The 23,198-nt window shown below is 73.2% G+C and carries 22 protein-coding genes; 15 read left to right on the top strand and 7 right to left on the bottom strand.

Annotated elements, in window-relative coordinates; translation table 11 throughout:
• Nucleotides 1-9 precede the first annotated feature (9 nt).
• The 3 genes from ASG70_RS15190 to ASG70_RS15180 are packed head-to-tail and all read left to right on the top strand — an operon-like array spanning nucleotide 10 to nucleotide 3,935.
• Nucleotides 10-2,559, top strand: a complete 2,550-nt coding sequence (locus tag ASG70_RS15190) for a DUF4118 domain-containing protein (RefSeq protein WP_056884683.1) — start codon at nucleotides 10-12, stop codon at nucleotides 2,557-2,559.
• Nucleotides 2,556-3,245 carry a response regulator transcription factor gene (locus ASG70_RS15185; protein WP_056884682.1) on the top strand — a complete coding sequence of 230 codons (690 nt, stop codon included), beginning with the start codon at nucleotides 2,556-2,558 and terminating at the stop codon, nucleotides 3,243-3,245. The genes ASG70_RS15190 and ASG70_RS15185 overlap by 4 nt, the downstream gene beginning before the upstream one ends.
• A 24-nt stretch (nucleotides 3,246-3,269) precedes the next feature.
• Entirely contained in the window at nucleotides 3,270-3,935 is a 666-nt protein-coding gene (locus ASG70_RS15180) for an ion channel (protein WP_056884841.1), read from the top strand.
• 11 nt (nucleotides 3,936-3,946) lie between these two features.
• Here ASG70_RS15180 and ASG70_RS20465 read toward each other — a convergent pair whose 3' ends face one another.
• Together ASG70_RS20465 and ASG70_RS20125 are read right to left on the bottom strand one after the other, a co-directional pair.
• Nucleotides 3,947-4,735, bottom strand: coding sequence for a phosphotransferase (locus ASG70_RS20465; protein ID WP_369818935.1), 789 nt, complete (start codon nucleotides 4,733-4,735; stop codon nucleotides 3,947-3,949).
• 108 nt (nucleotides 4,736-4,843) lie between these two features.
• The coding region (locus ASG70_RS20125; RefSeq protein WP_235531526.1) for a hypothetical protein at nucleotides 4,844-5,029 on the bottom strand (186 nt) is incomplete at its 3' end.
• Between the two features lie 58 nt (nucleotides 5,030-5,087).
• Here ASG70_RS20125 and ASG70_RS15170 point away from each other — a divergent pair.
• Nucleotides 5,088-5,537: a MarR family winged helix-turn-helix transcriptional regulator gene (locus ASG70_RS15170; protein WP_056884680.1), complete on the top strand. Its 450-nt coding sequence runs from the start codon at nucleotides 5,088-5,090 to the stop codon at nucleotides 5,535-5,537.
• A 25-nt stretch (nucleotides 5,538-5,562) separates the two neighbouring features.
• On the opposite strand, the gene ASG70_RS15165 is transcribed toward ASG70_RS15170, so the two are convergent.
• Nucleotides 5,563-6,792 (bottom strand): dipeptidase, encoded by a 1,230-nt coding sequence (locus ASG70_RS15165; RefSeq protein WP_056884679.1) that lies wholly within the window; start codon nucleotides 6,790-6,792, stop codon nucleotides 5,563-5,565.
• Nucleotides 6,793-6,825: 33 nt separating this feature from the next.
• Here ASG70_RS15165 and rimO point away from each other — a divergent pair, with 33 nt between their 5' ends.
• The 5 genes from rimO (at nucleotide 6,826) to ASG70_RS15140 (ending at nucleotide 10,605) form a co-directional block, all read left to right on the top strand.
• Nucleotides 6,826-8,304, top strand: coding sequence for a 30S ribosomal protein S12 methylthiotransferase RimO (gene rimO, locus ASG70_RS15160; protein ID WP_056884678.1), 1,479 nt, complete (start codon nucleotides 6,826-6,828; stop codon nucleotides 8,302-8,304).
• Nucleotides 8,301-8,963, top strand: a complete 663-nt coding sequence (gene pgsA / locus ASG70_RS15155) for a CDP-diacylglycerol--glycerol-3-phosphate 3-phosphatidyltransferase (protein WP_235531525.1) — start codon at nucleotides 8,301-8,303, stop codon at nucleotides 8,961-8,963. The genes rimO and pgsA overlap by 4 nt, the downstream gene beginning before the upstream one ends.
• 7 nt (nucleotides 8,964-8,970) lie before the next feature.
• Complete coding sequence (locus ASG70_RS15150; protein WP_082590921.1) at nucleotides 8,971-9,573, top strand: CinA family protein; 603 nt, start codon at nucleotides 8,971-8,973, stop codon at nucleotides 9,571-9,573.
• A 133-nt stretch (nucleotides 9,574-9,706) separates the two neighbouring features.
• A complete protein-coding gene (locus ASG70_RS15145) occupies nucleotides 9,707-10,006 on the top strand; it encodes a helix-turn-helix domain-containing protein (protein WP_056884677.1) in 300 nt (99 codons plus the stop codon).
• A gap of 44 nt (nucleotides 10,007-10,050) precedes the next feature.
• Entirely contained in the window at nucleotides 10,051-10,605 is a 555-nt protein-coding gene (locus tag ASG70_RS15140; protein ID WP_235531524.1) for a GrpB family protein, read from the top strand.
• A 49-nt stretch (nucleotides 10,606-10,654) separates the two neighbouring features.
• Here the strand turns inward: ASG70_RS15140 and ASG70_RS15135 are convergent, their stop codons facing one another.
• Nucleotides 10,655-11,521 (bottom strand): Fpg/Nei family DNA glycosylase, encoded by an 867-nt coding sequence (locus ASG70_RS15135; protein ID WP_056884675.1) that lies wholly within the window; start codon nucleotides 11,519-11,521, stop codon nucleotides 10,655-10,657.
• A gap of 3 nt (nucleotides 11,522-11,524) precedes the next feature.
• Entirely contained in the window at nucleotides 11,525-16,291 is a 4,767-nt protein-coding gene (locus ASG70_RS15130; protein WP_056884674.1) for an ATP-dependent helicase, read from the bottom strand.
• A gap of 100 nt (nucleotides 16,292-16,391) precedes the next feature.
• Between ASG70_RS15130 and ASG70_RS15125 the strand changes: the two genes are divergently transcribed.
• From ASG70_RS15125 to ASG70_RS15100, 6 genes are read left to right on the top strand one after another with little or no spacing between them, the layout of a single operon-like run.
• Nucleotides 16,392-16,613, top strand: coding sequence for a DUF3046 domain-containing protein (locus ASG70_RS15125; protein ID WP_056884673.1), 222 nt, complete (start codon nucleotides 16,392-16,394; stop codon nucleotides 16,611-16,613).
• The gene (locus ASG70_RS15120; RefSeq protein WP_235531523.1) at nucleotides 16,610-17,641 is read left to right on the top strand and encodes a nitronate monooxygenase family protein; all 1,032 of its coding nucleotides are present in this window, start codon (nucleotides 16,610-16,612) and stop codon (nucleotides 17,639-17,641) included. The genes ASG70_RS15125 and ASG70_RS15120 overlap by 4 nt, the downstream gene beginning before the upstream one ends.
• A gap of 27 nt (nucleotides 17,642-17,668) precedes the next feature.
• Entirely contained in the window at nucleotides 17,669-18,610 is a 942-nt protein-coding gene (locus ASG70_RS15115) for an ABC transporter ATP-binding protein (protein WP_200949309.1), read from the top strand.
• Nucleotides 18,610-19,440 carry an ABC transporter permease gene (locus ASG70_RS15110; protein WP_056884671.1) on the top strand — a complete coding sequence of 277 codons (831 nt, stop codon included), beginning with the start codon at nucleotides 18,610-18,612 and terminating at the stop codon, nucleotides 19,438-19,440. The genes ASG70_RS15115 and ASG70_RS15110 overlap by 1 nt, the downstream gene beginning before the upstream one ends.
• The gene (locus tag ASG70_RS15105) at nucleotides 19,437-20,264 is read left to right on the top strand and encodes an ABC transporter permease (RefSeq protein ID WP_056884670.1); all 828 of its coding nucleotides are present in this window, start codon (nucleotides 19,437-19,439) and stop codon (nucleotides 20,262-20,264) included. The genes ASG70_RS15110 and ASG70_RS15105 overlap by 4 nt, the downstream gene beginning before the upstream one ends.
• A 59-nt stretch (nucleotides 20,265-20,323) precedes the next feature.
• The gene (locus ASG70_RS15100; RefSeq protein WP_082590857.1) at nucleotides 20,324-20,860 is read left to right on the top strand and encodes a GNAT family N-acetyltransferase; all 537 of its coding nucleotides are present in this window, start codon (nucleotides 20,324-20,326) and stop codon (nucleotides 20,858-20,860) included.
• Between the two features lie 10 nt (nucleotides 20,861-20,870).
• Here the strand turns inward: ASG70_RS15100 and ASG70_RS15095 are convergent, their stop codons facing one another.
• Nucleotides 20,871-22,034: an ABC transporter permease gene (locus ASG70_RS15095; RefSeq protein ID WP_056884668.1), complete on the bottom strand. Its 1,164-nt coding sequence runs from the start codon at nucleotides 22,032-22,034 to the stop codon at nucleotides 20,871-20,873.
• Complete coding sequence (locus ASG70_RS15090) at nucleotides 22,031-23,197, bottom strand: ABC transporter permease (protein WP_056884667.1); 1,167 nt, start codon at nucleotides 23,195-23,197, stop codon at nucleotides 22,031-22,033. Before ASG70_RS15090 ends, ASG70_RS15095 begins: the two co-directional genes overlap by 4 nt.
• Nucleotide 23,198: the final 1 nt, after the last annotated feature.

The following is a 23,198-nucleotide window of genomic DNA, read 5'->3' as shown; positions in this document are numbered from 1 at the left end:
ATCGCTGCCATGGCCAGGGGGAAGCTCCGCGTGTACCTCGGTGCAGCACCGGGCGTCGGGAAGACCGTCGCCATGCTCTCCGAGGGGCACCGACGCCGCGACCGCGGGACCGACGTCGTCATCGGGGTGGTCGAGAGCCACGGCCGGGCCCACACGGCTGCGCTCGCCGAGGGGCTCGAGCAGGTGCCCCGGCGCACGGTCGAGCACCGTGGCTCCACCCTCACCGAGCTCGACGTCCCCGCAGTCGTCGCCCGCCGCCCGCAGGTGGTCCTCGTCGACGAGCTGGCTCACACCAACGTGCCCGGGAGCCCGCACACCAAGCGGTGGGAGGACGTCGAGGAGATCCTGGCCGCAGGGATCGACGTCATCTCGACGGTCAACATCCAGCACCTGGAGTCGCTCAACGACGTCGTGGAGTCGATCACGGGGGTCCGGCAGCAGGAGACCGTGCCGGACGACGTCGTCCGACGGGCCGACCAGATCGAGCTCGTCGACATGTCGCCGCAGGCGCTGCGGCGGCGCCTCGCTCACGGCAACGTCTACGCCGCAGAGCGGGTCGACGCGGCGCTGGCCAACTACTTCCGCGAGGGCAACCTCACCGCCCTGCGCGAGCTGTCGCTGCTGTGGCTCGCCGACCGGGTCGAGGAGGGGCTCGACCGTTACCGCACCGACCGAGGCATCACCGAGCCGTGGCCGACCCGCGAGCGGGTGGTCGTCGCGCTCACCGGCGACGCCGAGGGCCGGACGCTGCTGCGCCGGGCCGCCCAGATCGCCGCACGGGGCGCCGGCGGCGAGCTGGTCGCCGTCTACGTCACCCCGCCCGACGGCCTCGTCGACGCGCGGCTCGAGCAGCTCGAGGAGCTCCGGCGGCTGACGGCCGAGCTCGGGGGGACGTTCCACACCGTCAAGGGCGACGACATCGCCACCGCGCTGCTCGTCTTCGCCCGCGGTGTCAACGCCCGGCAGATCGTCATCGGCGCGTCGCGGCGCAGGCGCTGGCAGGAGGTGCTCTCGCCCGGCGTCGGGCAGAAGGTCGTCGAGGGCTCCGGCGAGATCGATGTGCACCTGGTCACCCACGAGCTCACCCGGTCGGTCCGGGCGCCGTGGCGGTTCGGGCCGGAGCTGGGCCGCCGCCGTACGGCGCTCGGCTGGGCTCTGGCCGTCGTGGGGACCGCGGTGCTCACGGCTGTCCTGCACGTCACCCCGGCCTGGCACGACCTGCCCCTCGAGGTGCTGCTGTACCTGTTGCTCACCGTGGGGACGGCCCTGGTCGGTGGTGTCTGGCCGGCGGTCGCCGCCGCGGTCCTGGGCAGCACCACCATCAACTGGTTCTTCACCCCGCCGGTCCACACGTTGACGATCTCCGACCCCGAGAACCTCGTCGCGCTCGCGGTATTCCTGCTCGTCGCCGTCGCCGTCTCGTCCGTGGTGCACCTCAGTGAGCGCCGGGCCGCTGCCGCCCGCGAGGCCCAGCGCGAGGCTGCGGCGCTCGCGGCCTCGGCGGAGTCGCTGCTGGGGGAGCGCGACCAGCTGCCGGCGGTCCTGCGCCAGGTGGTGGAGTTCTTCGGAGTGGACTCCGCCGCGGTGGTGCGCCGTCCGACGGTGCGTGACCCGTGGCAGGTGCTCGCCGCCACCAGCGGGTTCGACGTCGCGGCGGTGCGGGACGCGTCCGTGCGCGCCCCGGTCGACGACACGACCTCACTCGTCCTCGTCGGTCGGGTGGTCTCGGCCCAGGACCGGCGGCTGGTGTCGGCGTTCGCGGTGCGGGTGGGCGCCATCCTGCGCCGCGAGGAGCTGGTCCGGCTCGCCGACGCAGGTCGGGCGCTGGCCAAGGACAACCGCGCGCGGACGGCCCTGCTCGCGGCCGTGTCGCACGACCTGCGCACGCCGCTGGCGAGCATCAAGGCCGCGGCCTCGAGCCTGCGCCAGCCGGACGTGGTCTTCGGCGAGGAGGACCGGGCCGACCTGCTCGAGACCATCGAGGAGTCGACCGACCGCCTCACCGTGCTCGTGACCAACCTGCTCGACATGTCACGGCTGCAGAGCGGGGCCGTCGTGCCGCGCCTGGCTGCGGTGCACCTCGACGAGGCCGTGACCGCGGCCGCTGCGCTGCTGCCGGGAGGAGGCCGCGTACGGCTCTCGATGGACGCGGGCCTCCCGCCCGCCTCCGCGGACCCCGGGCTGCTCGACCGTGTCCTCGCCAACGTGCTCGAGAACGCCCTGCGGCACTCTGGCGGGGAGGTGGTGGTGGCCGCGTCGGCGACGGCCGACCGCGTGCAGGTACGGGTCGTCGACCGCGGTGTCGGGGTCCCCGAGGGGGCCAAGGAAGCCATCTTCGCGCCGTTCCAGCGTTTCGGCGACGCGCCCCGCGGCACCGGTGTGGGGCTCGGGCTGGCTGTCGCGCGGGGCCTCGTGGAGGCGTTGGGCGGCACGATCGTCGCCGAGGACACCCCGGGGGGTGGGCTGACCGTGGTCCTCGACCTGGCGCGCCACGAGGCGGCCGCCGGGGAACCGCACGGCACGGACGCGCCCACGGTGCCTGACAGGATGGCGACGTGAGCACGGTCCTGGTGGTCGACGACGAACCCCACCTCCTGCGGACCCTCGCCATCAACCTCCGGGCCCGCGACTACACCGTCGAGACGGCCGGTGACGGGCGCAGCGCCCTGCAGGCGCTGCACGACGGGTCGATCGACCTCGTCGTCCTCGACCTCGGGCTGCCCGACCTCGACGGGGTCGAGGTCCTGCGGCGGCTGCGGCAGTCCTTCGACCTCCCGGTCATCGTGCTCTCCGCCCGCACCGACTCCATCGACAAGGTCGAGGCGCTCGACCTCGGCGCGGACGACTACGTCACGAAGCCGTTCGCCATGGACGAGCTGCTCGCCCGCATCCGGGTCGCGCTGCGGCGGGGCGTCACGGGCGCCCCGTCGACGGTGCCGGCGTTCGCCACCGACCACTTCACCCTCGACTTCGCCGAGCGCCGCGCCGTCGTGGCCGGCGCCGAGGTGCGACTCACCCCCACCGAGTGGAGCCTGCTGGAGGTCCTCGCGCGCAGCCCCGGGCACCTGGTGTCCCAGCGCGACCTGCTGCGAGAGGTGTGGGGCCCGGGCTACGGGCGCGAGTCCAACTACCTGCGCGTCTACGCCAACCAGCTGCGCCGCAAGCTCGAGCCCGACCCCACCCGACCACGCCACCTGCTCACCGAACCGGGTCAGGGCTACCGGCTGGTCGCAGCGCAGGGCTGACCGGGCCCACCTAGGGTGTTCGGCATGCGCCGCTGGTTCAACGCCGTCAAGGGCCACCCGAGCGGGGTCCTCCTGGTGGCCCAGCTGCTCGAGGTGCTCGCCTACCCCTTCGCCGGGGACACCCCGCTCGGACGCACGCTCATCGGCCTGTTCGGGGTGCTCGTGCTGGCTGTCGCCGTGTACGCCGTGCGCGCCACGCCCGCGCTGACCTGGGTGGCCGTGGTGCTGGGGATCCCGGTCGTCGGCCTCACCATCGCCGAGGGGTTCCTCCCCACGAACCAGCAGGTGGTGTTCTGGTCGGCGGTCCTGCACGCCGCGTTCTACGGCTACACCGGGTACGGCCTCATCCGCTACCTGTTCGACGACTCGTGGGTGACCCGCGACGAGATCTTCGCCGTGGGGGCCAACTTCACCGTCGTCTCGTGGGTGTTCGCCTACCTGTTCATGGCGCTGCAGGTCGTCTACCCGGGGTCGTTCATCGCCTACCAGGGGGAGGGGCACCGGACGTTCCTCGAGCTGCTCTACCTGTCCTTCGCCAACTTGACCAGCGTGGGGCTGTCCGACGTCACCGCGGTCCTGCCGCACGCCCGGTCGGTGGTCATCGTCGAGCAGGTGGCCGGCGTCATGTACGTCGCGCTCATCATCGCCCGCGTCGTCGGCCTCACCATCACCCGCTGGCGCAACGGCTAGCAGGGACAGGCTCAGAGCTGAGCCGGCTCGGTGGCTGCGACGAGGTCGAGCAGAAAGGTCGCGATGGCGGCCCGTTCACGGGCGCGGGCGAGCACCTCGGGCGTGGGCTCGTGGTCGAGCAGCTCGAAGGGCATGGACGACAGCGCGTTGAAGATCAGCATGTGGAGCGCGTGCGCCCTGCGGATGGTTGCCTCACTGACCGTCGCGCCCTCCTCGTGCAGGCCACGGACGTACGCCGGCACGATGACCGCCTCGACCTCGGCCAGGCTGCTGGCGGGCCGGCGGCCGATCTGGACGTCGCCGAGCAACAGCTGCCCCAGGTCGAACCCGAGCGGCTGGCTGCTCCAGAAGCCGAAGTCGATGAGGACCACGTCCGAGGAGTCCGTCGTACGCAGCAGGTTGTTGGGGCACGCGTCGCCGTGGGCCGTCCCGAGGGGGACCGACTCGAGCTCCGTGACGTACGCGTCGACCGCCTCCACCTGCGCCAGGAGGCGGGTGCGGAGCTCCTCCCCGAACGTCGCCCGCAGGACCGGGTGCGCCCACAGGCGGTCGTCGCGGAGCATGGGCACCACCTGCACGGTGAGCCGCCCGTCCACGTAGTCGCGCACCGTTCGCCTCCGGTCGCCCTCACCGACGCAGGCCAGTGGGCGCACCCGCTCGCTGGCTGCCAACCGCCCCAACAGGTGGGCCGCATGCGCGAACTCGTCCACCGTCCACGGGGCGTCCCGGGTCGACACCGCCTGCAGCCAGACCGACGCAGACAGCTCGTCGAGGTCGCGCACGGCCACCACGCCCGGCATGGTGAGCCCGTCCGGGAGGCGGTCGACGAGGTCGCTGCGGTAGACCAGCGGTTCGGTGCGCCACGGGACGCTCGCCGCCGCGAGCTCCTTGAACTCCGGTGGCACCGNGTGGGCAGTGCCGGAGACCCAGTAGCGCCCGGCAGTCGTGATGGCCTGCAGGTCGTAGTCGACCACGTCCCACCGCGACCCCAGGATCGACACCTCCTCGCGGCAGACGCCCAACCACCGGGCCACGATGGACGCCAGCTCCGAGTCGGGGACGTGCACGGGACCGAGCTCGGACCGTCCGTCCATGGTCACCACCCCAACCGGTAAAGCAACTTTCCCACCTAGAAAAAGGTAAACTGCCTTTATGACCAGGGTCAAGGGGCAGGACGGTGCAGATGCGCACGTCCTCGAGCTCATGGGTGGGGTCCTCGGGCACTTCCGCGCCCTCGTCGCGCACGAGGACTGGGGGCATCCGTTACGGAGCTCGCACCTCCGGGTGCTGGGTCAGGTCCCCGACGAGGGCATCGCGATCACCGACCTCTCCGAGCGGCTCGGCATGACCAAGCAGGGCTGCGGACAGCTCGTCACCGGCATGGTCGAGCTCGGCCTGGTCGGCGACGGCAAGGACCCCCGCGACGGCCGGGTGCGCCTCGTGACGCTCACGCCCCAGGGTCGACGGACACTCGAACGGTTCGAGCAGCGGGTGGCCGAGACCGAGCGCGCCTGGGCGGGGGCCGTGGGACCGCGGCGCTACGCCACGTTCCGCGCGGTACTGCGTGAGCTGGCCGAGGACGACGCGCGCCGTACCGGCTGACCGGCCGGGCCCGGGTCCGTGGCGCTCAGGTCAGGGCCGACGCCGACGCGTCGGCGCCGTCGAGCTCGGCGATGGTCGCGAGGCTGGGGCCGCGCTGTTCCTGCAGGGCGTGCGCCCCGTCCTCGGCGTCCTGCATGACCCGCAGGATGTTGCCGCTGGTGAGCTTGGCCAGGTCGTCGTCGGACCAGCCGCGGTCGGCCAGGGCCGTCAGGAGCCGCGGGTAGCCGGTGACGTCCTCCAGCCCCTCGGGCAGCTCGGCGACACCGTCGTAGTCGCCGCCGAGCCCGACGTGGTCCACGCCTGCGACCTCGCGGACGTGCTCGATGTGGGCCACGACGTCGTCCAGGGTCGCCTTCGGGGTCGGGTGCTCGGCCTTGTAGGTGTCGTAGAAGGCCGAGTACGCGTCAGCATCGGCCGGCGTGACACCGCGCTCGGCGGCGACGGCGTTGAGCTCCCGGCGCCAGGCCGCGGCCGCCGGGTTCACGAAGGTCGGGACGAAGGTGACCATGCAGACGCCGTGGTTGTCCCGCAGCGACTCCAGCACGTCGTCGGGCGCGTTGCGGGGGCTGTCGCAGACCGCCTTGGCCGAGGAGTGGCTGAAGATGGCCGGCACCTCCGCGACACGCAGGGCGTCGCGCATGGTGTCGGGGGAGACGTGCGAGAGGTCGACGAGCATGCCGATCCGGTTCATCTCGCGGACCACCTCGACCCCGAACGCACTGAGCCCGCCGAGGACCGGCTCGTCGGTGGCCGAGTCGGCCCAGTCGACGTTGCTGTTGTGGGTAAGTGTCATGTAGCCGACGCCGAGGACCCGCAGCATCCGGAGCGTCGCGAGCGAGTTGTTGATCGAGTGACCGCCCTCGGCGCCGAGCAGCGAGGCGATCCGTCCCGACTCCCACGCGGCCCGCACGTCCCCGGCCGTCCGCGCGAACGCGAGCTCGTCGGCATACCGCGCCACGAGCTGGTGCCCCGCATCCACCTGCTCGAGCGTCGCGCTGACCGCGTCGTCGCCGGCCAGCGAGGCCGGGACGAAGACCGACCAGAACTGGGCGCCGACGCCGCCGCGGCGCAGCCGGGGCAGGTCGGTGTGGGTCGGGGTGCCCCCGGCGCCGACGTCGAGGCGGTCGAAGTCGTAGCCCACCAGCTGCCGCGCCTCCCACAGCAGGTCGTTGTGCCCGTCGAGGACGGGCTGGCGCGCCAGCAGCGCTGCCACGCGGTCGGAGGTCGTCTTCGGCGTGCCGCTCGTGGTGGTCATGGCGCCACGCTACCCACCCGTAGAGTGGTGGGCATGAGCTCGACCGTGCAGCGCAGTGTGGCCCTGGTGACCTTGGGGTGCACCCGCAACGAGGTCGACTCCGAGGAGCTGGCCGGCCGACTGGCCGCCGAGGGGTGGCTGCTCGTCGACGACGCCGACGAGGCCGACGTCGCCGTCGTCAACACCTGCGGGTTCGTCGAGCAGGCCAAGAAGGACTCCATCGACGTGCTGCTCGAGGCCTCCTCGCGCAAGGGGCAGTCGAAGACGCAGAAGGTCGTCGCCGTGGGCTGCCTGGCCGAGCGGTACGGCGAGCAGCTCGCCGCCGAGCTCCCCGAGGCCGACGCCGTGCTCGGGTTCGACTCCTACGCAGACATGTCGTCCCACCTGCGCGCGGTCCTCGACGGCCACGCCCCGGCACCGCACACCCCCGGCGACCGCCGCCGCCTCCTGCCCCTGTCGCCGGTCCAGCGCCAGGAGGGCAGCGCCGGTGTCGCGCTCCCCGGCCACGGTGAGGTGTCCAGCGAGCCCGTCGACGTGACCATCGAGGGCCCGGTCCCGGCTTCAGGGCCGCGCGTCATCCGCGCCCGGCTCGACGGCCGTCCGTGGGCGCCGCTCAAGATCGCCAGCGGCTGCGACCGCCGGTGCGCGTTCTGCGCCATCCCCATGTTCCGCGGGGCCTTCGTCTCACGCCGCCCGCACGACATCGTCGCCGAGGCGCGCTGGCTGGGGGAGCGAGGCGTCAAGGAGCTGTTCCTCGTCAGCGAGAACTCCACGTCCTACGGCAAGGACCTCGGCGACATCGGCCTCCTCGAGAAGCTGCTTCCCGAGCTCACCTCGGTGCCCGGCATCGAGCGCGTGCGCGTGTCCTACCTTCAGCCCGCCGAGATCCGTCCCGACCTGCTCGACGCCATGGCCTCGGTGCCGGGCGTCGTCCCGTACTTCGACATCTCGTTCCAGCACGCCTCGGCGCCGCTGCTGCGCTCCATGCGGCGGTTCGGTGGCCGTGAGGCCTTCCTCGGCCTGCTCGAGCAGGTGCGCGCGAGGGTGCCGCTGGCCGGGATCCGCAGCAACGTCATCGTCGGCTTCCCCGGCGAGACCGAGGACGACCTCGCCGAGCTCGAGGCGTTCCTCGTCGCTGCGCGCCTCGACGTCACCGGCGTGTTCGGCTACTCCGACGAGGACGGCACCGAGGCCGAGACCTACGGCGACAAGCTCCCCGAGCACGTCGTTGCCGAGCGGGTCGAGCGCTTCACCGCCCTCATCGAGCAGCTCAACCTCCAGCGCGCCGAGGAGCGCATCGGTGAGGTGCTGTCGGTGCTGGTCGAGTCGGTCCCGGGCGACGCCGAGGACGACGAGCTCATGGTCGTCGGCCGCGCCGAGCACCAGGGCCCCGACGTCGACGGCGTCACGCTGCTCGCGCCCGAGGACTGGCCGCACGTGGCCGTCGGCGACATCGTGCGCGCGACGGTGGTGGCAACCGAGGGCATCGACCTCGTGGCGGAGCCCGCATGAGCGAGTCGGCGCCGCGGCCCGACCCCATGACGCAGCCGGTGCCCACGCCGGCGCCGAGCGCGTGGAACCTCGCCAACGGCCTGACCGTGTCGCGCATCCTCCTCGTCCCGGTCTACGGCGTGCTGCTGCTCGCCGAGGGCGGCGACAGCGCGGCCATGCGCTGGTGGGCCGCCGCCGTGTTCGTGATCGCGACGGCCACCGACCGCGTGGACGGCGACATCGCCCGCGCCCGCGGCCTCATCACCAACTTCGGCAAGATCGCCGACCCCATCGCCGACAAGGCCCTGATGGGTATGGCGTTCGTCGGGCTCGCCGTGCTCGGTGAGCTGCCGTGGTGGGTCACCGTGGTCGTGCTGGTCCGCGAGTGGGGCATCACCGTGATGCGGTTCGTGGTCATCCGCCACGGCGTCATGCCGGCCGGCCGCGGCGGCAAGGTGAAGACCGCGTTGCAGAGCCTGGGGCTGACGCTGTTCACGCTGCCGCTCACGACCTTCCCGGGCGCCCACGCCTGGCAGCTCGTGGCCGACGTGGTGCTCGCGCTGGCGGTCCTGGTGACCGTCGTGACGGGGCTCGACATCGCCCTGAAGGCCCACCGCCTGCGGCAGACCAGCGAGCGCGCGCAGCGCAAGCGTGCGGCGCGGGCCGCTCGTCGTCGATGATGGCCCGATGACCACAGTGCCCATCGAGCCCATCGAGCCCGTCGAGCCTCCGGCCGCCGAGTCGCCGCACGACGCGGCCGAGCGCACCCTCGACGCGCTGCGCGACGCGTCCCTCACCGTGGCCTCGGCCGAGTCGCTGACCGGTGGCCTGGTCACGGCCACCCTCACCGACGTACCCGGGGCCTCGGCGGTGGTGCGCGGTGGCGTCATCAGCTACGCGACCGACGTCAAGGCGCAGGTGCTCGGGGTGGACGCCCAGCTGCTCGACGCGGGCGGTGCGGTCCAGGCCGACGTCGCCCGCCAGATGGCCGTCGGGGTCTGCCGGCTCTGCTCCTCCGACCTCGGGGTGGCCACCACGGGGGTCGCGGGACCGGACGCCCAGGACGGCCACGCCGTCGGCACGGTCTTCGTCGCCGTGGCCCGCAAGGGACAGTCGTACGAGCAGGTCGAGGTGCGCCCGCTGGTGCTGCTCGGCGACCGGCAGCAGATCCGCCGGCAGACGGTCGCGGCCGCGCTGGGCCTGCTCACCGAGGTCGTGGCCGACGTGGTCGCCGAGACCGGGACGGGTGCGACCCCTGGGACGGAAGATTCCGGCTCGGGTGGTCGTTGACGATCCCGAGCACCTGTTTCCCGAATCCTGCGCGCGTGGCGTCAGGGGCTCGGGGTACCGTGGTCACGTACTCGTCCAGCACCAGAGCGTCCGGGCCCCGGACTCTTCGCACCGCACCACTGAGGGAGGCGCCTTGATCCTGCTTCGACGTGAACTCGGGGACGTCCTCCGCGAGCAGCGCCAGTCCCAGGGACGCACCCTGCGCGAGGTCTCGGCTGCGGCGTCGGTGTCGCTCGGCTACCTCAGCGAGGTCGAGCGCGGCGAGAAGGAAGCCTCCTCGGAGCTGCTGTCCTCCATCTGCGGGGCCCTGCGCCTGCCGCTGTCCGAGGTGCTGGGGCAGGTCTCCGAGCGTGTCGCCGAGACCGAGGCGCTGACGGCCCCCGTGGCCCTGCCGCTGCCGCCCGCGGCGATGGTCTCCGCCTCCGCCGCCTGAACCTTCTCCGACCGGTGTCGCAGGACCCTCCGCCCCCTGCCGCGGTGGTGGGCGAGTTGCGCCCGTACTCCGTCCCCGTCGTGGTCGTCGACCCCGACCCCACATGGCCGGGTACCTACGCGCAGGAGCGCGACCGGGTCGTGAGTTCGCTCGGGCCCGTGGCCCTTGCCGTCGACCACGTGGGGTCGACCTCGGTGCCGGGGCTCCCCGCGAAGCCCGTCATCGACATGCTGCTCCAGGTGCCCGACTCCGCCGACGAGGCGAGCTACGTGCCCGCCCTCGAGGCAGTCGGCCTCGTCCTGCGCATCCGGGAGCCCGCCTGGCTCGAGCACCGGGTCCTCTACCGACGTCGCCTCGACGGTGCGCCGCACGACGTCAACCTGCACGTGCTGTCGCCAGACCTGGGGGCGGCTGAGATCCACAGGATGCTCGCGTTCCGCGACTGGCTGCGCAGCCACGACGAGGACCGCGCGCGGTACGCCGCCGTCAAGCGTGAGCTGGCGCAGCGCCGGTGGCGCTACGTGCAGGACTACGCCAAGGCCAAGACCGCAGTCGTCGAGGAGATCCTCGCGCGGGCGGGGGCCTCGGCCGCGCCCTGAGGCGTGGCGCGTGAGTCGGCCGCACGGGCGTGCAGGTTGCGCGTGCTCGTCAGGCGCGACGGTAGGCGTTGGCGCGGCCGCCGGCCGAGCCCATGGGGCGCTGCAGGCGGCCGTCGTCGGTCGGGCCGAGCCCGCCCTGGCACCCGGGGCAGTAGAACATCGTCCGCTCCTGCCCGGGCGGCCCGATCATCGCCACCCGGATCCCGGTGCCGCACCGTCGGCAGGGCCGGCCGGAGCGCGCGTGCACGTAGCTCTCCTCGCCGCGGCGACGGTTGCCGGTGCTCGACTGCACCGCGTGGTGGCGGGCGGTGTCGAGGAGCCGGTGCGCCCGGGCGACGAGCCGCTCGACGACCTCGGGGGCGAGGTCGGCGGCCGGCGTCCACGGCGGCACCCGTTCGATGAAGAGCGACTCCGACGCCCACAGCGTGCCGACACCGGCGAGGTTGCGCTGGTCGAGCAGGGCGGCGCCGATCGTCGTCGGCGAGGCGACGAGTTTGCCGACCGCGGCCCCCGCGTCCCAGTCGGGGCCAAGGACATCAGGGCCGAGGTGGCCGACCAATTCGTCCTCACGGCTGGTGGGGACCAGGTCGAGCATCCCGAGGCGTAGGCCGAGGGCGCTCCAGCGCGTCGTGCCGACTGCAGCTCGCAGGTCGGCGCGGCGCAGCCACCGCGGCAGGTCGGCGGGTGCCTCGACGCGCCACTGCCCCTCCATCCGCAGGTGGGAGTGCAGGGTCATCCCGGCGTCGAGGCGGTGCAGGATGTGCTTCCCCCGGCTCACGACCTCGGTCGTCGTGGCTCCGCGCAGGTCGGTGGTGGCGAGCTCGGGGAAGCGCAGGTCCCAGACCTCGACCCGCTCGCCCGCCAGGGCCTGGTGCAGCCGGTGCGCGGTCCGCCAGACCGTGTCGCCCTCAGGCACGGGTCACCGGCGCAGCCTCAGGCCCCGGGGGGTGGCGTGGAAACCGGCGTTCGCGAGGGCGGACACGAGGGGGTGCTCGGACCCCAGCAGTGCACCGCCGTCGGCCTTCTCCACGGTGAGCCGCCCGAGCGCGCCCTCGCGGACGGCCAGGGCCAGGGCGTCAGCAGCAGCCTGCAGACGGGACGGGTCGTCGGTCCAGGACAGCAGCGTCTTGCCGCCCCGTTCGACGTAGAGCACGAGCTCACCGTCGACGAGCACCACGAGGGCGCCCGCCTTCCGGCCGGGCTGGTGCCCCTTGCGGGCGGGGGTCCCGGCCTCGCTCTGGGCGTCCTCGTCGCCGGCAGCGCGCTCGGGCCACGGCAGCGCCGCGCCGTACGCGTTGGCCGGGTCGGTGGCGGCGAGCACGAGCGCCGGCCCGGTGGGCGCGTCGGGGTCGGTGCCCGGCGTCCTCGCCCCGGCGCGGATGCGGTCGACGGCGCCGGTGGTCGAGAACTGTGCGGCGCCCAGCGACTCGACGAAGTAGCCGCGACGTACGCGGCCGGACTCCTCGGCGGCAGCCAGTACCCGGTAGACGCCGGCGAAGCCTCCCGGGACGTCCTCGGCGACGACGGCGCCGCGCGTGACCACCCCGTAGCGGTCGAGGAGGACCTCGGCGGTTGCGTAGGCGCGCACCGTGGCGTCGTCCTCCACCGGTGGCAGCAGGGACCAGCGTCCTGCCCCGGCGGGGGGACCGGTGCGCGTCGGCAGCGAAGGACGGCCTGGTCCTCGCTGGCCCGAGAGGGTGCCGAGGGACCCGCGGCGTCCTGCGTAGCGCGACGACCGCGGCCCCGAGGAGGTGCGGCGGTGCGCGGCGCGGCCGCCGGAGAGCAGGGCGCGCAGGGGGGCGATGGTGTCGCCGGACACCCGCCCGGCCCAGACCAACCCCCACAGGTCAGTGAGCACCTGCTCGTCGTCGGTGGCACCCACGGCGTCCGACAGCGTCCTGAAGAAGTAGGCGCCGCCACCGGACAGCGCGTCGACCATGACCTGCTGGGTGTCGGTGAGTGGCTCCGTCGACGGTGGGGCCATGGTCAGGTGGGCCGTGTCCGCGAGGTGCAGCGACACCCACCCGTCGTCGCCCGGCAGGGAGCCGTGGCCACGCCAGAGGACCTCCCCGCTGCTGGTCAGCTCGTCGAGCAGGGCCGGGGTGTAGCCGACGACCCGCGACGGCAGGACCAGCGTCTCCAGAGCACTGGCCGGCAGCACGGCGCCGGCGAGCTGCTCCACCGCCCGCACGAGTCCGTCACGACCGCGCAGGCCGCCGCCCACTGACTGCCACTGGGGCAGGAACCGGGCGAGCTCGACCGTCGCCACCGGCTCCACCTCGGCGCGCAGCGCTGCCAGCGAACGCCGCCGCAGCATGCGCAGCACCTCGGCGTCGCAGTAGTCGAGCCCGTGCCTGCCCCCGCCGTTCTCGAGGGGGAGGAGCTCGCCCTCCACCACGCGGCCCGAGGAGACGAGGCGACGCAGGGCGTCCAGGGCCACCGCCGGACCCACACCCCACCACGTCGCGACGGTGGTGACGGGGAACGGTCCGTGGGTGCGGGCAAAGCGTGCGACGAGGTCGCCCAGCGGGTCGGGCACCGGTTCGAGGAACGCCTGGGGCACCCCGACCGGCAGGGAGCAGCCGAGGGCGTCGCGCAGGCGGCCGGCGTCCTCGATGGCGGCCCAGCGCTCCTCACCGGCGACCCGCACCCGGATGAGTCGCCGGGCGCCCTCGAGCTCGACCAGCCACCCGCCGACGTCCTGGTGGGTCAGCGACTCCAGTGACCGGCGCTGGATCTCCGCGAGGGTCAGGGGTCCGAGGACGCGCAGGAGGTCGGCGACGTCCTCGGCGTCACGGCAGGCGCGCTCGGGGACGAGCCGCTGCAGCTCGGACTCGGTGCGCGCGACCTGGGCCGGGTCGAGCAGGTCGCGCAGGGACAGGCCCTCACCACGGCCGAGGAGCTCGGCGAGCAGGGTCGGGTCGAGCGACAGGGCGGCGGCCCGCTTCTCGGCGAGCGGCGAGTCGCCCTCGTAGAGGAACTGGGCGACGTAGCCGAACATCAGGGACCGGGCGAACGGCGAGGGCTGGCGCGACTCGACGTCGACGACCGTGACCTCGCGGGACGCCACCGCCCGCATCAGGCCCTCGAGGCCGGGGACGTCGAAGACGTCCTGCACGCACTCGCGCACCGTCTCGAGGATGATGGGGAACGAGGCGTACTGGCTGGCCACCTCGAGCAGCTGGGCGGCGCGCTGGCGCTGCTGCCACAGGGGCTGGCGGCGGTCGGGCCGTCGCCGGGGGAGGAGGAGGGCGCGCGACGCGCACTCGCGGAAGCGGGCGGCGAACAGGGCCGACCCGCCGATCTCGGAGGTGACTCGGTCGTGGACCTCCTCGGGGTCGAGCCGCACCAGCTCCAAGAGCTCGGCACCCACCCCGCGGCCGTCCTCGAACTCGAGGTCCGGCAGCCGGAACACGATGCCGTCGTCGCCGTGCATCGCCTGGACGTCGACCCCGAACCGCTCGCGCATCCGCGCGGAGACGCACAGCGCCCACGGGGCGTGGACCTGGCCGCCGAACGGAGAGTGCACCGCGACCCGCCAGTCGCCGATCTCGTCACGGAAGCGCTCGACGACGATGGTGCGGTCGTCGGGCACGTGGCCCGTGGCCTCCTTCTGCTCGCGGAGGTAGGCGAGCAGGTTGTCGGTGGCCCACTCGTCGAGCCCGGCGGCGGTGACCCTTGCCCGCGCCTTGGCGTCCGAGAGCCCCACGACCTCGCGGACGAACCCGCCCACGGCCCGGCCCAGCTCGGCGGGGCGGCCCAGCTGGTCGCCCTTCCAGAACGGCAGCTTGCCGGGCAGCCCGGGTGCTGGCGTCACGAGGACGCGGTCGTGGGTGATGTCCTCGATCCGCCAGGTGGAGGTGCCGAGGGTGAAGACGTCACCGACCCGCGACTCGTAGACCATCTCCTCGTCCAGCTCGCCGACCCGCCGACCGGCACCCTCGGAGGAGGCGAGGAACACGGCGTACAGGCCCCGGTCGGGGATCGTGCCGCCGGAGGTGACGGCGAGACGCTGCGCGCCGGGTCGGCCGCTCAGCACGCCGGTGACGCGGTCCCAGACGATGCGGGGCCGCAGCTCGGCGAACTCGTCGCTGGGGTAGCGGCCCGACAGCATGTCGAGCACCGACTCGAGGATGGACCTCGGCAGCGAGGAGAACGGCGTCGCCCCCCGCACGACCTTCTCGAGGTCGTCGACGGTCCACTCGTCGAGGGCGCACATGGCCACGACCTGCTGGGCCAGGACGTCGACGGGGTTGGCCGGGACCTTCAGCGACTCGATGTCGCCGGACCGCATCCGCTCGACGACCACCGCCGTCTGCACCAGGTCGCCGCGGAACTTCGGGAACAACACGCCCCGGGACACCGCGCCCACCTGGTGGCCGGCACGCCCGACCCGTTGCAGCCCGCTGGCCACCGATGGCGGCGACTCCACCTGCACGACGAGGTCGACCGCACCCATGTCGATGCCGAGCTCGAGGCTCGACGTCGCCACGACGGCGGGGAGCCGCCCTGCCTTGAGGTCCTCCTCGATCAGCGCCCGGTGCTCCTTGCTTACGGAGCCGTGGTGGGCCCTGGCCAGCACGGCGGGGGCACCGGCCGAGGCGCCGGCCTGGGCCATGAGCTGGGCAGGGGTGCGTGCCTGGCCGGAACGGGGTGGCCTCGACGCCGCGGATCCCCTCGACCCCTCGACCGTCGCGGCCTCGTCGGCGCTGTCCCGGGTGGAGGTCTGTTCCGCGGCAGCGGCCTCCTCGAGGCGCTCCTCCCAGATCTCGTTGAGCCGGCTGGTGAGGCGCTCGGCGAGCCGGCGGGAGTTGGCGAACACCAGTGTCGAGCGGTGCGCAGCGACGAGATCGACGATGCGCTCCTCGACGTGCGGCCAGATGGAGGCGCGTCGCTCCGCGCCGGCGGCCGGCCCGGACAGGTCGCCCTCGATGACCTCGCCGAGGCTCGACATGTCGGGGATCGGCACGACGACGTCGAGGTCCCACTCCTTGGTGGAGGGTGGCCGCACGATCTCGACGGGCCGGCCACCCGCGAGGTAGCGGGCCACCTCGTCCACGGGCTCGACCGTCGCCGACAGGCCGATGCGCTGGGCGGGCCGCTCGAGCAGCGCGTCGAGGCGTTCAAGGGTCAGGGCCAGGTGTGCTCCCCGCTTGGTGCCGGCGACGGCGTGGACCTCGTCGAGGATCACGGTCTCCACGCCGGCCAGGGCCTCTCGCGCCTGCGACGTCAGGATGAGGAACAGCGACTCGGGCGTGGTGATGAGCACGTCGCTGGGGGTCCGCGCGAACGCCCGTCGCTCGTTGGCCGGGGTGTCACCCGAGCGGACGGCGACGGTGATGTCCGGCTGGGGCAGGCCGAGTCGGGTGGCCGCGTGCCCGATACCGACCAGCGGTGACCGGAGGTTGCGCTCGACGTCGACGGCCAGCGCCTTCATGGGGGAGACGTAGAGCACCCGGCACCGCTTGAGCTTCTCCTCGGGCGGCGGGGTGCTCGCGAGGCGGTCGAGCGCCCAGAGGAACGCCGACAGCGTCTTGCCCGACCCGGTGGGGGCGACGACGAGGGCGTGCTGCCCGGAGCTGATGGCCTGCCAGGCGCCCGCCTGCGCGGCCGTGGGCTCGCTGAAGGAGCCGCGGAACCACTCGGCGGTGGCGGCGGAGAATCGGTCGAGCACGTCGCTGGTCATGTGCTGGACAGCCTGCCACCTGGCACCGACAGCCACCTCGCCGAACCAGGCCTGTCACCGCAGGTCGTCCGGTGTCGCCGGGCGTGCCTAGACTCGCGGGGTGCGACTGAGCAAGTTCTGGGACCTGATGAACGACGAGTTCGGCGAGGCCTACGCCAGCTCGTTGGCCAGGCACCACGTCCTGGGCGTTCTGGGTGACCGCTCACCGCTGGAGGCCATCGAGGCGGGCGAGAGCCCTCGTGTGGTGTGGGCGGCCATCTGCGACGCGATGGACGTGCCCGAGTCCCGGCGACTCGGCGTGGAGCGGAAGCCGGCGCGGTGACGGCGCCGGACTGGGCGGCCCGTCCGCTCGTCCTGGCCCCCATGGCGGGTGGCCCCAGCACCGTCACCCTGGCCGCTGAGGTGGCGCGCGCCGGCGTCTTCCCCTTCCTCGCGGGCGCCTACCTCTCGCCCCAGCGCCTCGCGGACGACGTCGCCGAGCTGCGCTCGCGGTCGTCCGGCCCCTTCGGCGTCAACGTCTTCGCCCCCTCACCGGACCACCCGTCGATGCTCGAGGACGCCCGGGCGTATGCCGCGAACCTGGCACCGTGGGCGGCCGCAGCCGGTGTGGTCCTCGGGGAGCCGCGCTACGACGACGACGCGTTCGACGCCAAGGTCGAGGTCCTCGTGGCGGCCGCGCCGGCCGTTGTGAGCTTCGCGTTCGGCTGGCCACCTGCCGAGGTCGTCGCACGCCTCCAGGCGGTCGGCTGCCAGGTGTGGGTGACGGTCAACGACCCGCAGGAGGCCGACTGGGCGCGCGAGCTGGGGGTGGACGGGCTGGTCGCCCAGGGCTGGGAGGCCGGTGGGCACCGGGGTGGCCCGGTCGACTCGGGCGGCGAGCAGCTGCCGGTGCGCGAGCTGGTGAACGCCCTGCGTGCCCGGTCCGACCTGCCGTTGATGGCGGCCGGGGGAGTGGTGTCCGGTGCCGCTGCGGCCGAGCTGCTCGAGCTGGGCGCCACCGCCGTCGCGATGGGCACGGTGTTCCTGGCGTGCCCCGAGGCCGGCACCGCGCCCGTGCACGTCGACGCCCTGACCCGTCGCGACCGCACGGTCGTCACGCGCGCCTTCACGGGCCGCAGCGCCCGGGCCCTGGCCACCACGTGGACCGACCTGTTCACCGAGGCCGCCCCCGCGGCATACCCGCACGTGCACCACGTGACCGCGCCGCTCCGGGCGCACGGGAAGGCCACCGGCGAAGCGGAGCTCGTGCACCTGTGGGCGGGCGCCGGTCACGCCGAGGTCCGTGCGCTGCCGGCCGCCGAGCTGGCGGCGCTCCTGGTCGCCGAGCTCGCGGCGGCGAAAAGCCGGTGAGGTCTGTCGGCACCTGTCGATAGGTTTCTGCGAGTGAGTGGCGACGACGACATCCTCCTGCGGGCCAGCGGGCTGACCAAGCGCTTCGGCGACTTCGTGGCGGTCGACGGGGTCGACTTCGAGGTGCGCAAGGGGGAGTGCTTCGGGTTCCTCGGTCCCAACGGCGCGGGCAAGTCCTCGACGATGCGGATGGTGGGCTGCGTGTCGCCGGTCAGCGGTGGCGAGCTCCGGCTCTTCGACCTCGACCCGGCCACCGACGGCCCCGCGATCCGCGCCCGGCTGGGCAGCTGTCCCCAGCGCGACACCCTCGACGAGGAGCTCACCGTCGAGGAGAACCTCTGGGTCTACGGTCGCTACTTCGGGTTGTCCCGCAAGGAGGTTCGCGCGCGGGCAGCCGAGCTGCTCGACTTCGCCCAGCTGACCGAGCGCGCCGGCGACAAGGTCGAGCCCCTGTCGGGTGGCATGAAGCGGCGCCTCACCATTGCGCGCTCGCTGATCAACTCGCCCGAGATACTGCTGCTCGACGAGCCGACCACCGGGCTCGACCCGCAGGCTCGACATGTGTTGTGGGACAGGCTGTTCCGGCTCAAGCGGTCCGGGGTGACGCTCGTCCTCACCACCCACTACATGGACGAGGCCGAGCAGCTGTGCGACCGCCTCGTGGTCATGGACCACGGCCGGATCGTCGCCGAGGGGTCGCCGCGCGAACTCATCGAGCAGCACTCGACGCGTGAGGTGTTGGAGCTGCGGTTCGACGTCGACGACCACGCACGTCACGCCGAGCAGGTGAGCGGGATCGGCGAGCGTGTCGAGGTGCTGCCCGACCGGCTGCTCGTCTACGCCCACGACGGGGACCGTGCCTCCGCCGACGTCCACGCCCGCGGGGTCGCGCCGCTGTCCTCGCTCGTGCGCCGCTCGACCCTCGAGGACGTCTTCCTGACCCTGACCGGCCGGACGCTGGTCGACTGATGACCGCCTACGACGACCGTTCCGTGCGGGGCCCGAGGGCGCCACTCTCCGCCGTCGAGCGGGTCCTCGCCGTGTGCGGCTACCACGCGACCGTCTACGCGCGGACCTGGCGCGGCAGCATCGTCACGCGGGTGCTGTCGCCGGTGCTGTTCATGCTCTCCATGGGCATCGGCCTCGGTGCCCTCGTCGACGACCGGGCCGGGGGCATCGACGGCAGGCCCTACCTGCACTTCGTCGTGCCGGGCATCGTGGCCACGCAGACGATGTGGGTGGCCTGGAGCGAGTCGAGCTACCAGGTGCTCGGCTACATCAAGTGGAACATGGGCTACCACGCCCAGCTCGCGACACCGTTGCGCGTCCGCGACGTGCTGGCCGGACACTTCCTGGCGATCACGGGTCACCTCGTCGTGGCGACGAGCCTGTTCATGGTGGTGGCGAGCCTGTTCGGCGGGTTCGACTCGTGGTCCGCGGTCGCGTGCCTTCCGGTCGCGGTGCTGACCGGCCTGGCCTTCGTCACGCCGATCTTCGCTTTCACTGCGACTCAGGAGGGCGACAACGGCTTCAACATCCTCTACCGATGGATCATCACGCCGCTGATGCTCTTCTCCGGCACGTTCTTCCCCGTCGACCAGCTGCCGGGGTGGATGCAGCCCGTGGCGTGGGTGACCCCGCTGTGGCACGGCGTCGAGGCCTGCCGCGCGGTCTCCGGCGGGTGGTCGGCCTCGGGCGGCACGGTCCCCTTCGTGGGCCACCTGCTGGTGCTCGCTGCGTACGCCGTCGCGGGCTGGCTCCTCGCCGAACGCACCTTCACGCGGAGGTTGGCCTCATGACCACGACCCAGCAGGTGCCGGTCGCCAGCCGCCTCGCGAGGGCGCTGCCCATGCCCGCGGGCGCCGGCCTGGCGCGGATGCTGGTGGAGCGCAACATCACCTCGTTTAGGCACGGCTGGATCGCCCTCGTCACGGGGTTCGCCGAGCCGGTGTTCTACCTCTTCTCCCTCGGCATCGGCATCGGCGCGCTGGTGCGGACGGTCACCACCGACTCCGGCATGGTGGTCACCTACCCGCAGTTCGTCGCCCCGGCCCTGCTGGCGGCGTCGGCGATGAACGGCGCCGTCATGGACTCGACCTTCAACGTCTTCTTCAAGCTCAAGTACGCCAAGCTCTACGACGCAGTCCTCGCGACGCCCATGGGGCCCCGCGACGTCGCGGTCGGCGAGATCAGCTGGTCGCTGCTGCGCGGCGGCATGTACTCGGCGGCGTTCCTCGTCGTCGCGCTGCTCGCCGGTGCCGTCCGGTCGTGGTGGGCGCTGCTGGCGCTGCCTGCTGCGGTCTTCATCGGGTTCGCGTTCGCGGCGGTGGGCATGTTCGCGACGACGTTCATGCGGTCCTGGGTGGACTTCGACTACGTCACCCTCGCGGTGCAGCCCATGTTCCTGTTCTCTGCGACGTTCTTCCCGCTGTCGACCTACCCCGACGCGCTGCAGTGGCTGGTGCGCCTCACCCCGCTCTACCACGGGGTCGCGCTCGAACGGGCGCTCGTGCTCGGCGACGTCGGCTGGGGTGTGCTGGGGCACGTCGCCTACCTGCTCGTGCTCGGGGCCGTGGGCGTCGTGGGTGCGGCCCGCCGCCTCGAACGGCTGCTGCTGTCGTGACCCGTGGGCCCGTGACCCGTACGTCCGTGACGCGGTCGCCGCCGCCTAGCATCGCGGCCATGGACGAAGCACCGGACGAAGCCCGGGACGAACCTCAGGGCGAACCCCAGGGCGAACCCCAGGGCGAACCCCAGGACGAGGTGCGCTCGGCTGCCTTCGCGGACCTCGACGCGCTCACGGCATACCGGCTCTGGGCGCTGCGGTCCGACGTCTTCGTGGTCGAGCAGGACTGTCCCTACCTCGACCTCGACGGCCGCGATCTCGAGCCTGGGACCCGCCACCTGTGGCTCGAGCGCGGCGGGGTGCCTGTGGCCACCCTCCGCGTGCTCGACGACCCCGGCGCCGACGGTGGGGCACTGCGTATCGGTCGGGTCGCCACGGCGCGCGCGTGGCGGGGCCGGGGGTTCGCGGCACGGCTCGTCTCGGCAGTGCTGGAGGGGACGGCCCTGGAGGGAGTGCGGGAGCGGGACGTGGTGCTCGACGCGCAGTCCCACCTCGTCGACTGGTACGCGGCGTTCGGGTTCGCCCCGAGCGGCCGCGGCTTCGTCGAGGACGGCATCCCGCACACCCCCATGCGCCGGCCGTCCGGCGGGTAGCCCAAGCCGCTCACGCCGTGGTGAGCGAGCGGCGCAGCCGGAGCGTGGCGGTGCCCAGCAGCGCCACGGCGAAAGCGGACAGGACCGCAAGCGGACCGAGGATGTCCGAGAGCCCACCGCCGCGGGACAGCAGTGTGACCCACGCATCGACGGCCCAGGCATGCGGCGTGAGGTGGCCCGCGGCCCGCACCCCGGCCGGCACGATCTCCAACGGCCACATGCAGCCACCCAGCATCCCGAAGGCGATCCCCACGGCCGGGCCGATGGCGCTCGCCTGCTCAGGCGTGTGGAAGAGGGTCCCGCTCACGAGTCCCGCGCCCGTGCCGACGAGGCACCACACCGTCACCAGCACCGTCGCGGCGAGCGGGTTGCCCCAGTTCACCCCGAACACCAGGCCGCCCACCAGGACGATGAGGGCGGCCTGGGCGACGGCGAGGGTCAGGTAGCACAGCCCCTCGCCGAGTACGAGGTCGCGCGGGCGCACCGGGGCGGCCAGCGCCCTGGAGAAGATGCCCAGCCGACGGGTCTGGATGATGGCCGCCCCGCCGGCGGTGGCGTTGATGAACACGAACAGGACCAGCATCGTCGGTGCGCTGTAGCTGAACCCCAGGGGCAGGTAGCTGCTCGCACTGTCGACGACCTCCGTGCGCACCCCGGCCGTCGGCGACTCGCGCTGCAGCGCCAGGGCCCGGGCGTGGTTCTGGTCGAAGGTTCCGCTGACGCTGCGGGTCGCGAAGGCCGCAGCCTGCACCGTGGCCGCCTGCCGCGCCACGACCGACCGGATCGTCGTGAGCGTCGACCCCCCGGACCCGACCTCACCGGTGCTCAGGACCGGGACGACCACCGAGCCGCCCGACTGCAGAGTGGAGGAGAAGCCGGCCGGCACGAGGACGACGGCCGTCACCTCACCGGACCGCAGCCGCTGCACGCCCGCGTCCCGGGTGGTGGCCCGGACGACCCGCAGCCCCGGTGCCGCGTCGAGACCGGCGACCAGCGCGTCCGCCATGGCGCTGCGGTCAGCCTGCACGACCGCGACGCGCTCCTGCGTGAACCCCGACGTCGTCACCCCGATCAGCAGGATCACCATGAAGGGCAGGAACAGCACGAAGAACAGGAACGTGCGGTCGCGGGCTGCCCGCCGCAGCTCGGTCCAGGCCAGCGTGACGGCGGTCATCGGGCCAGCACCCGCCGTCGCAGGGCGAAGGCCAGCGCCGACGTCGCCACCGCGAACGCCAGCACCGCCAGCAGCGGTCCGACCGCCGCCGTCCACGGCGCACCGCCCGCCAGGTCGGTGAACGCCCGCAGCGCCCAGCCGTTGGGGGTGAGGCGGGCGAGGGCGCGGACGGCGTCGGGCGCCTGCCCGATGAAGACGAAGTTGCCACCGAGCAGGACGAGGCCGAAGGTCAGGATGGAGGCGATGCCCTCGGCCTGCCGCTCGGTCCGGGCCAGGGTGATGACGAGGGCGGTGAGGCCGACGAGGGTGAGGGCGAGGGCCAGGACCAGGGCCGCGACCACCGGAGGTGGACCCCAGTCCGCGCCGAACAGCAACGAGCTGACCACGGCGACGGTCCCGAGGCTCGCCGCCCCGTAGACGAACGTCGCGAGCGACTTGCCGGCCAGGACGGCACCGATACCCAGGGGAGCGACGGAGAGTCGTTCGAGGGTGCCGCCGCTGCGTTCGAGGAACCACCCTCGCGAGCCGAAGCCGATCGCGAAGAACATGAAGAAGGTGCCCATGGCCGGCGCGTAGTAGCTGACCGCCGTGAGGGTCCTCGCCCCGGACGCCTGGGGCTGCACCTGCTCGGGGAGCGGCTGCGCCGACGCCTGCGCGGCCAGCGCGGCGACCGACGAGGCCGGCGCTCCGGCTGCCACCGCGGTGCGCACCGACAGCTGCACGCCCTCGAGGTGGGCGGTGAAGGACTCGGCGAGCGACCGGGCGACCTGTGCGGCGACGGTGGCGTCGACGCTGCCCAGCACCGTGATGGGCTCGCTGCTCCCGGCGGTGACGGCGTCCGAGAAGCCTGCCGGGATGACGAACGCGGCACCGAGGACCCCGTCGGCCACCTTGGACTGCGCGTCGGCCCGGCTCGAGACGGTCCGCACGGTCAGCAGGTCGTGCAGGTCGGGGCTGCGCAGGAACTGGGTGAAGCCGGTGGCGATCGCGCCGTGGTCGTCGTCCACCACCGCCACCGAGGTGTGGAACGACTGGGCTCCGCCGAACGCCACGCTGATCAGCCCGGCAACGGCCATCGGCGCGATGAACCCGAGGACCCATGCCGAGCGGTCCCGCAGCCGCTGCCGCAGGTCCTTCAGCGCGATGGCGACGACGGGGTGCACG

The sequence above is a fragment of the Phycicoccus sp. Soil748 genome, from assembly GCF_001428025.1.
Classification (GTDB): domain Bacteria; phylum Actinomycetota; class Actinomycetes; order Actinomycetales; family Dermatophilaceae; genus Pedococcus.
This window is presented reverse-complemented; position numbering and strand designations above follow the sequence as displayed.

Excerpts from the sequence above, each read along its gene's own strand:
- ASG70_RS15170 (WP_056884680.1), top strand. The coding sequence starts at position 5,088 with ATGACCAGGGTCAAGGGGCAGGACGGTGCAGATGCGCACGTCCTCGAG.
- ASG70_RS15130 (WP_056884674.1), bottom strand. The coding sequence starts at position 16,291 with ATGACCAGCGACGTGCTCGACCGATTCTCCGCCGCCACCGCCGAGTGG.
- ASG70_RS15110 (WP_056884671.1), top strand. The coding sequence starts at position 18,610 with ATGACCGCCTACGACGACCGTTCCGTGCGGGGCCCGAGGGCGCCACTC.
- ASG70_RS15150 (WP_082590921.1), top strand. The coding sequence starts at position 8,971 with ATGACCACAGTGCCCATCGAGCCCATCGAGCCCGTCGAGCCTCCGGCC.
- rimO (WP_056884678.1), top strand. The coding sequence starts at position 6,826 with ATGAGCTCGACCGTGCAGCGCAGTGTGGCCCTGGTGACCTTGGGGTGC.
- ASG70_RS15100 (WP_082590857.1), top strand. The coding sequence starts at position 20,324 with ATGGACGAAGCACCGGACGAAGCCCGGGACGAACCTCAGGGCGAACCC.
- ASG70_RS15095 (WP_056884668.1), bottom strand. The coding sequence starts at position 22,034 with ATGACCGCCGTCACGCTGGCCTGGACCGAGCTGCGGCGGGCAGCCCGC.
- ASG70_RS15105 (WP_056884670.1), top strand. The coding sequence starts at position 19,437 with ATGACCACGACCCAGCAGGTGCCGGTCGCCAGCCGCCTCGCGAGGGCG.
- ASG70_RS15190 (WP_056884683.1), top strand. The coding sequence starts at position 10 with ATGGCCAGGGGGAAGCTCCGCGTGTACCTCGGTGCAGCACCGGGCGTC.
- ASG70_RS20465 (WP_369818935.1), bottom strand. The coding sequence starts at position 4,735 with ATGCCGGGCGTGGTGGCCGTGCGCGACCTCGACGAGCTGTCTGCGTCG.
- ASG70_RS15165 (WP_056884679.1), bottom strand. The coding sequence starts at position 6,792 with ATGACCACCACGAGCGGCACGCCGAAGACGACCTCCGACCGCGTGGCA.
- ASG70_RS15180 (WP_056884841.1), top strand. The coding sequence starts at position 3,270 with ATGCGCCGCTGGTTCAACGCCGTCAAGGGCCACCCGAGCGGGGTCCTC.
- pgsA (WP_235531525.1), top strand. The coding sequence starts at position 8,301 with ATGAGCGAGTCGGCGCCGCGGCCCGACCCCATGACGCAGCCGGTGCCC.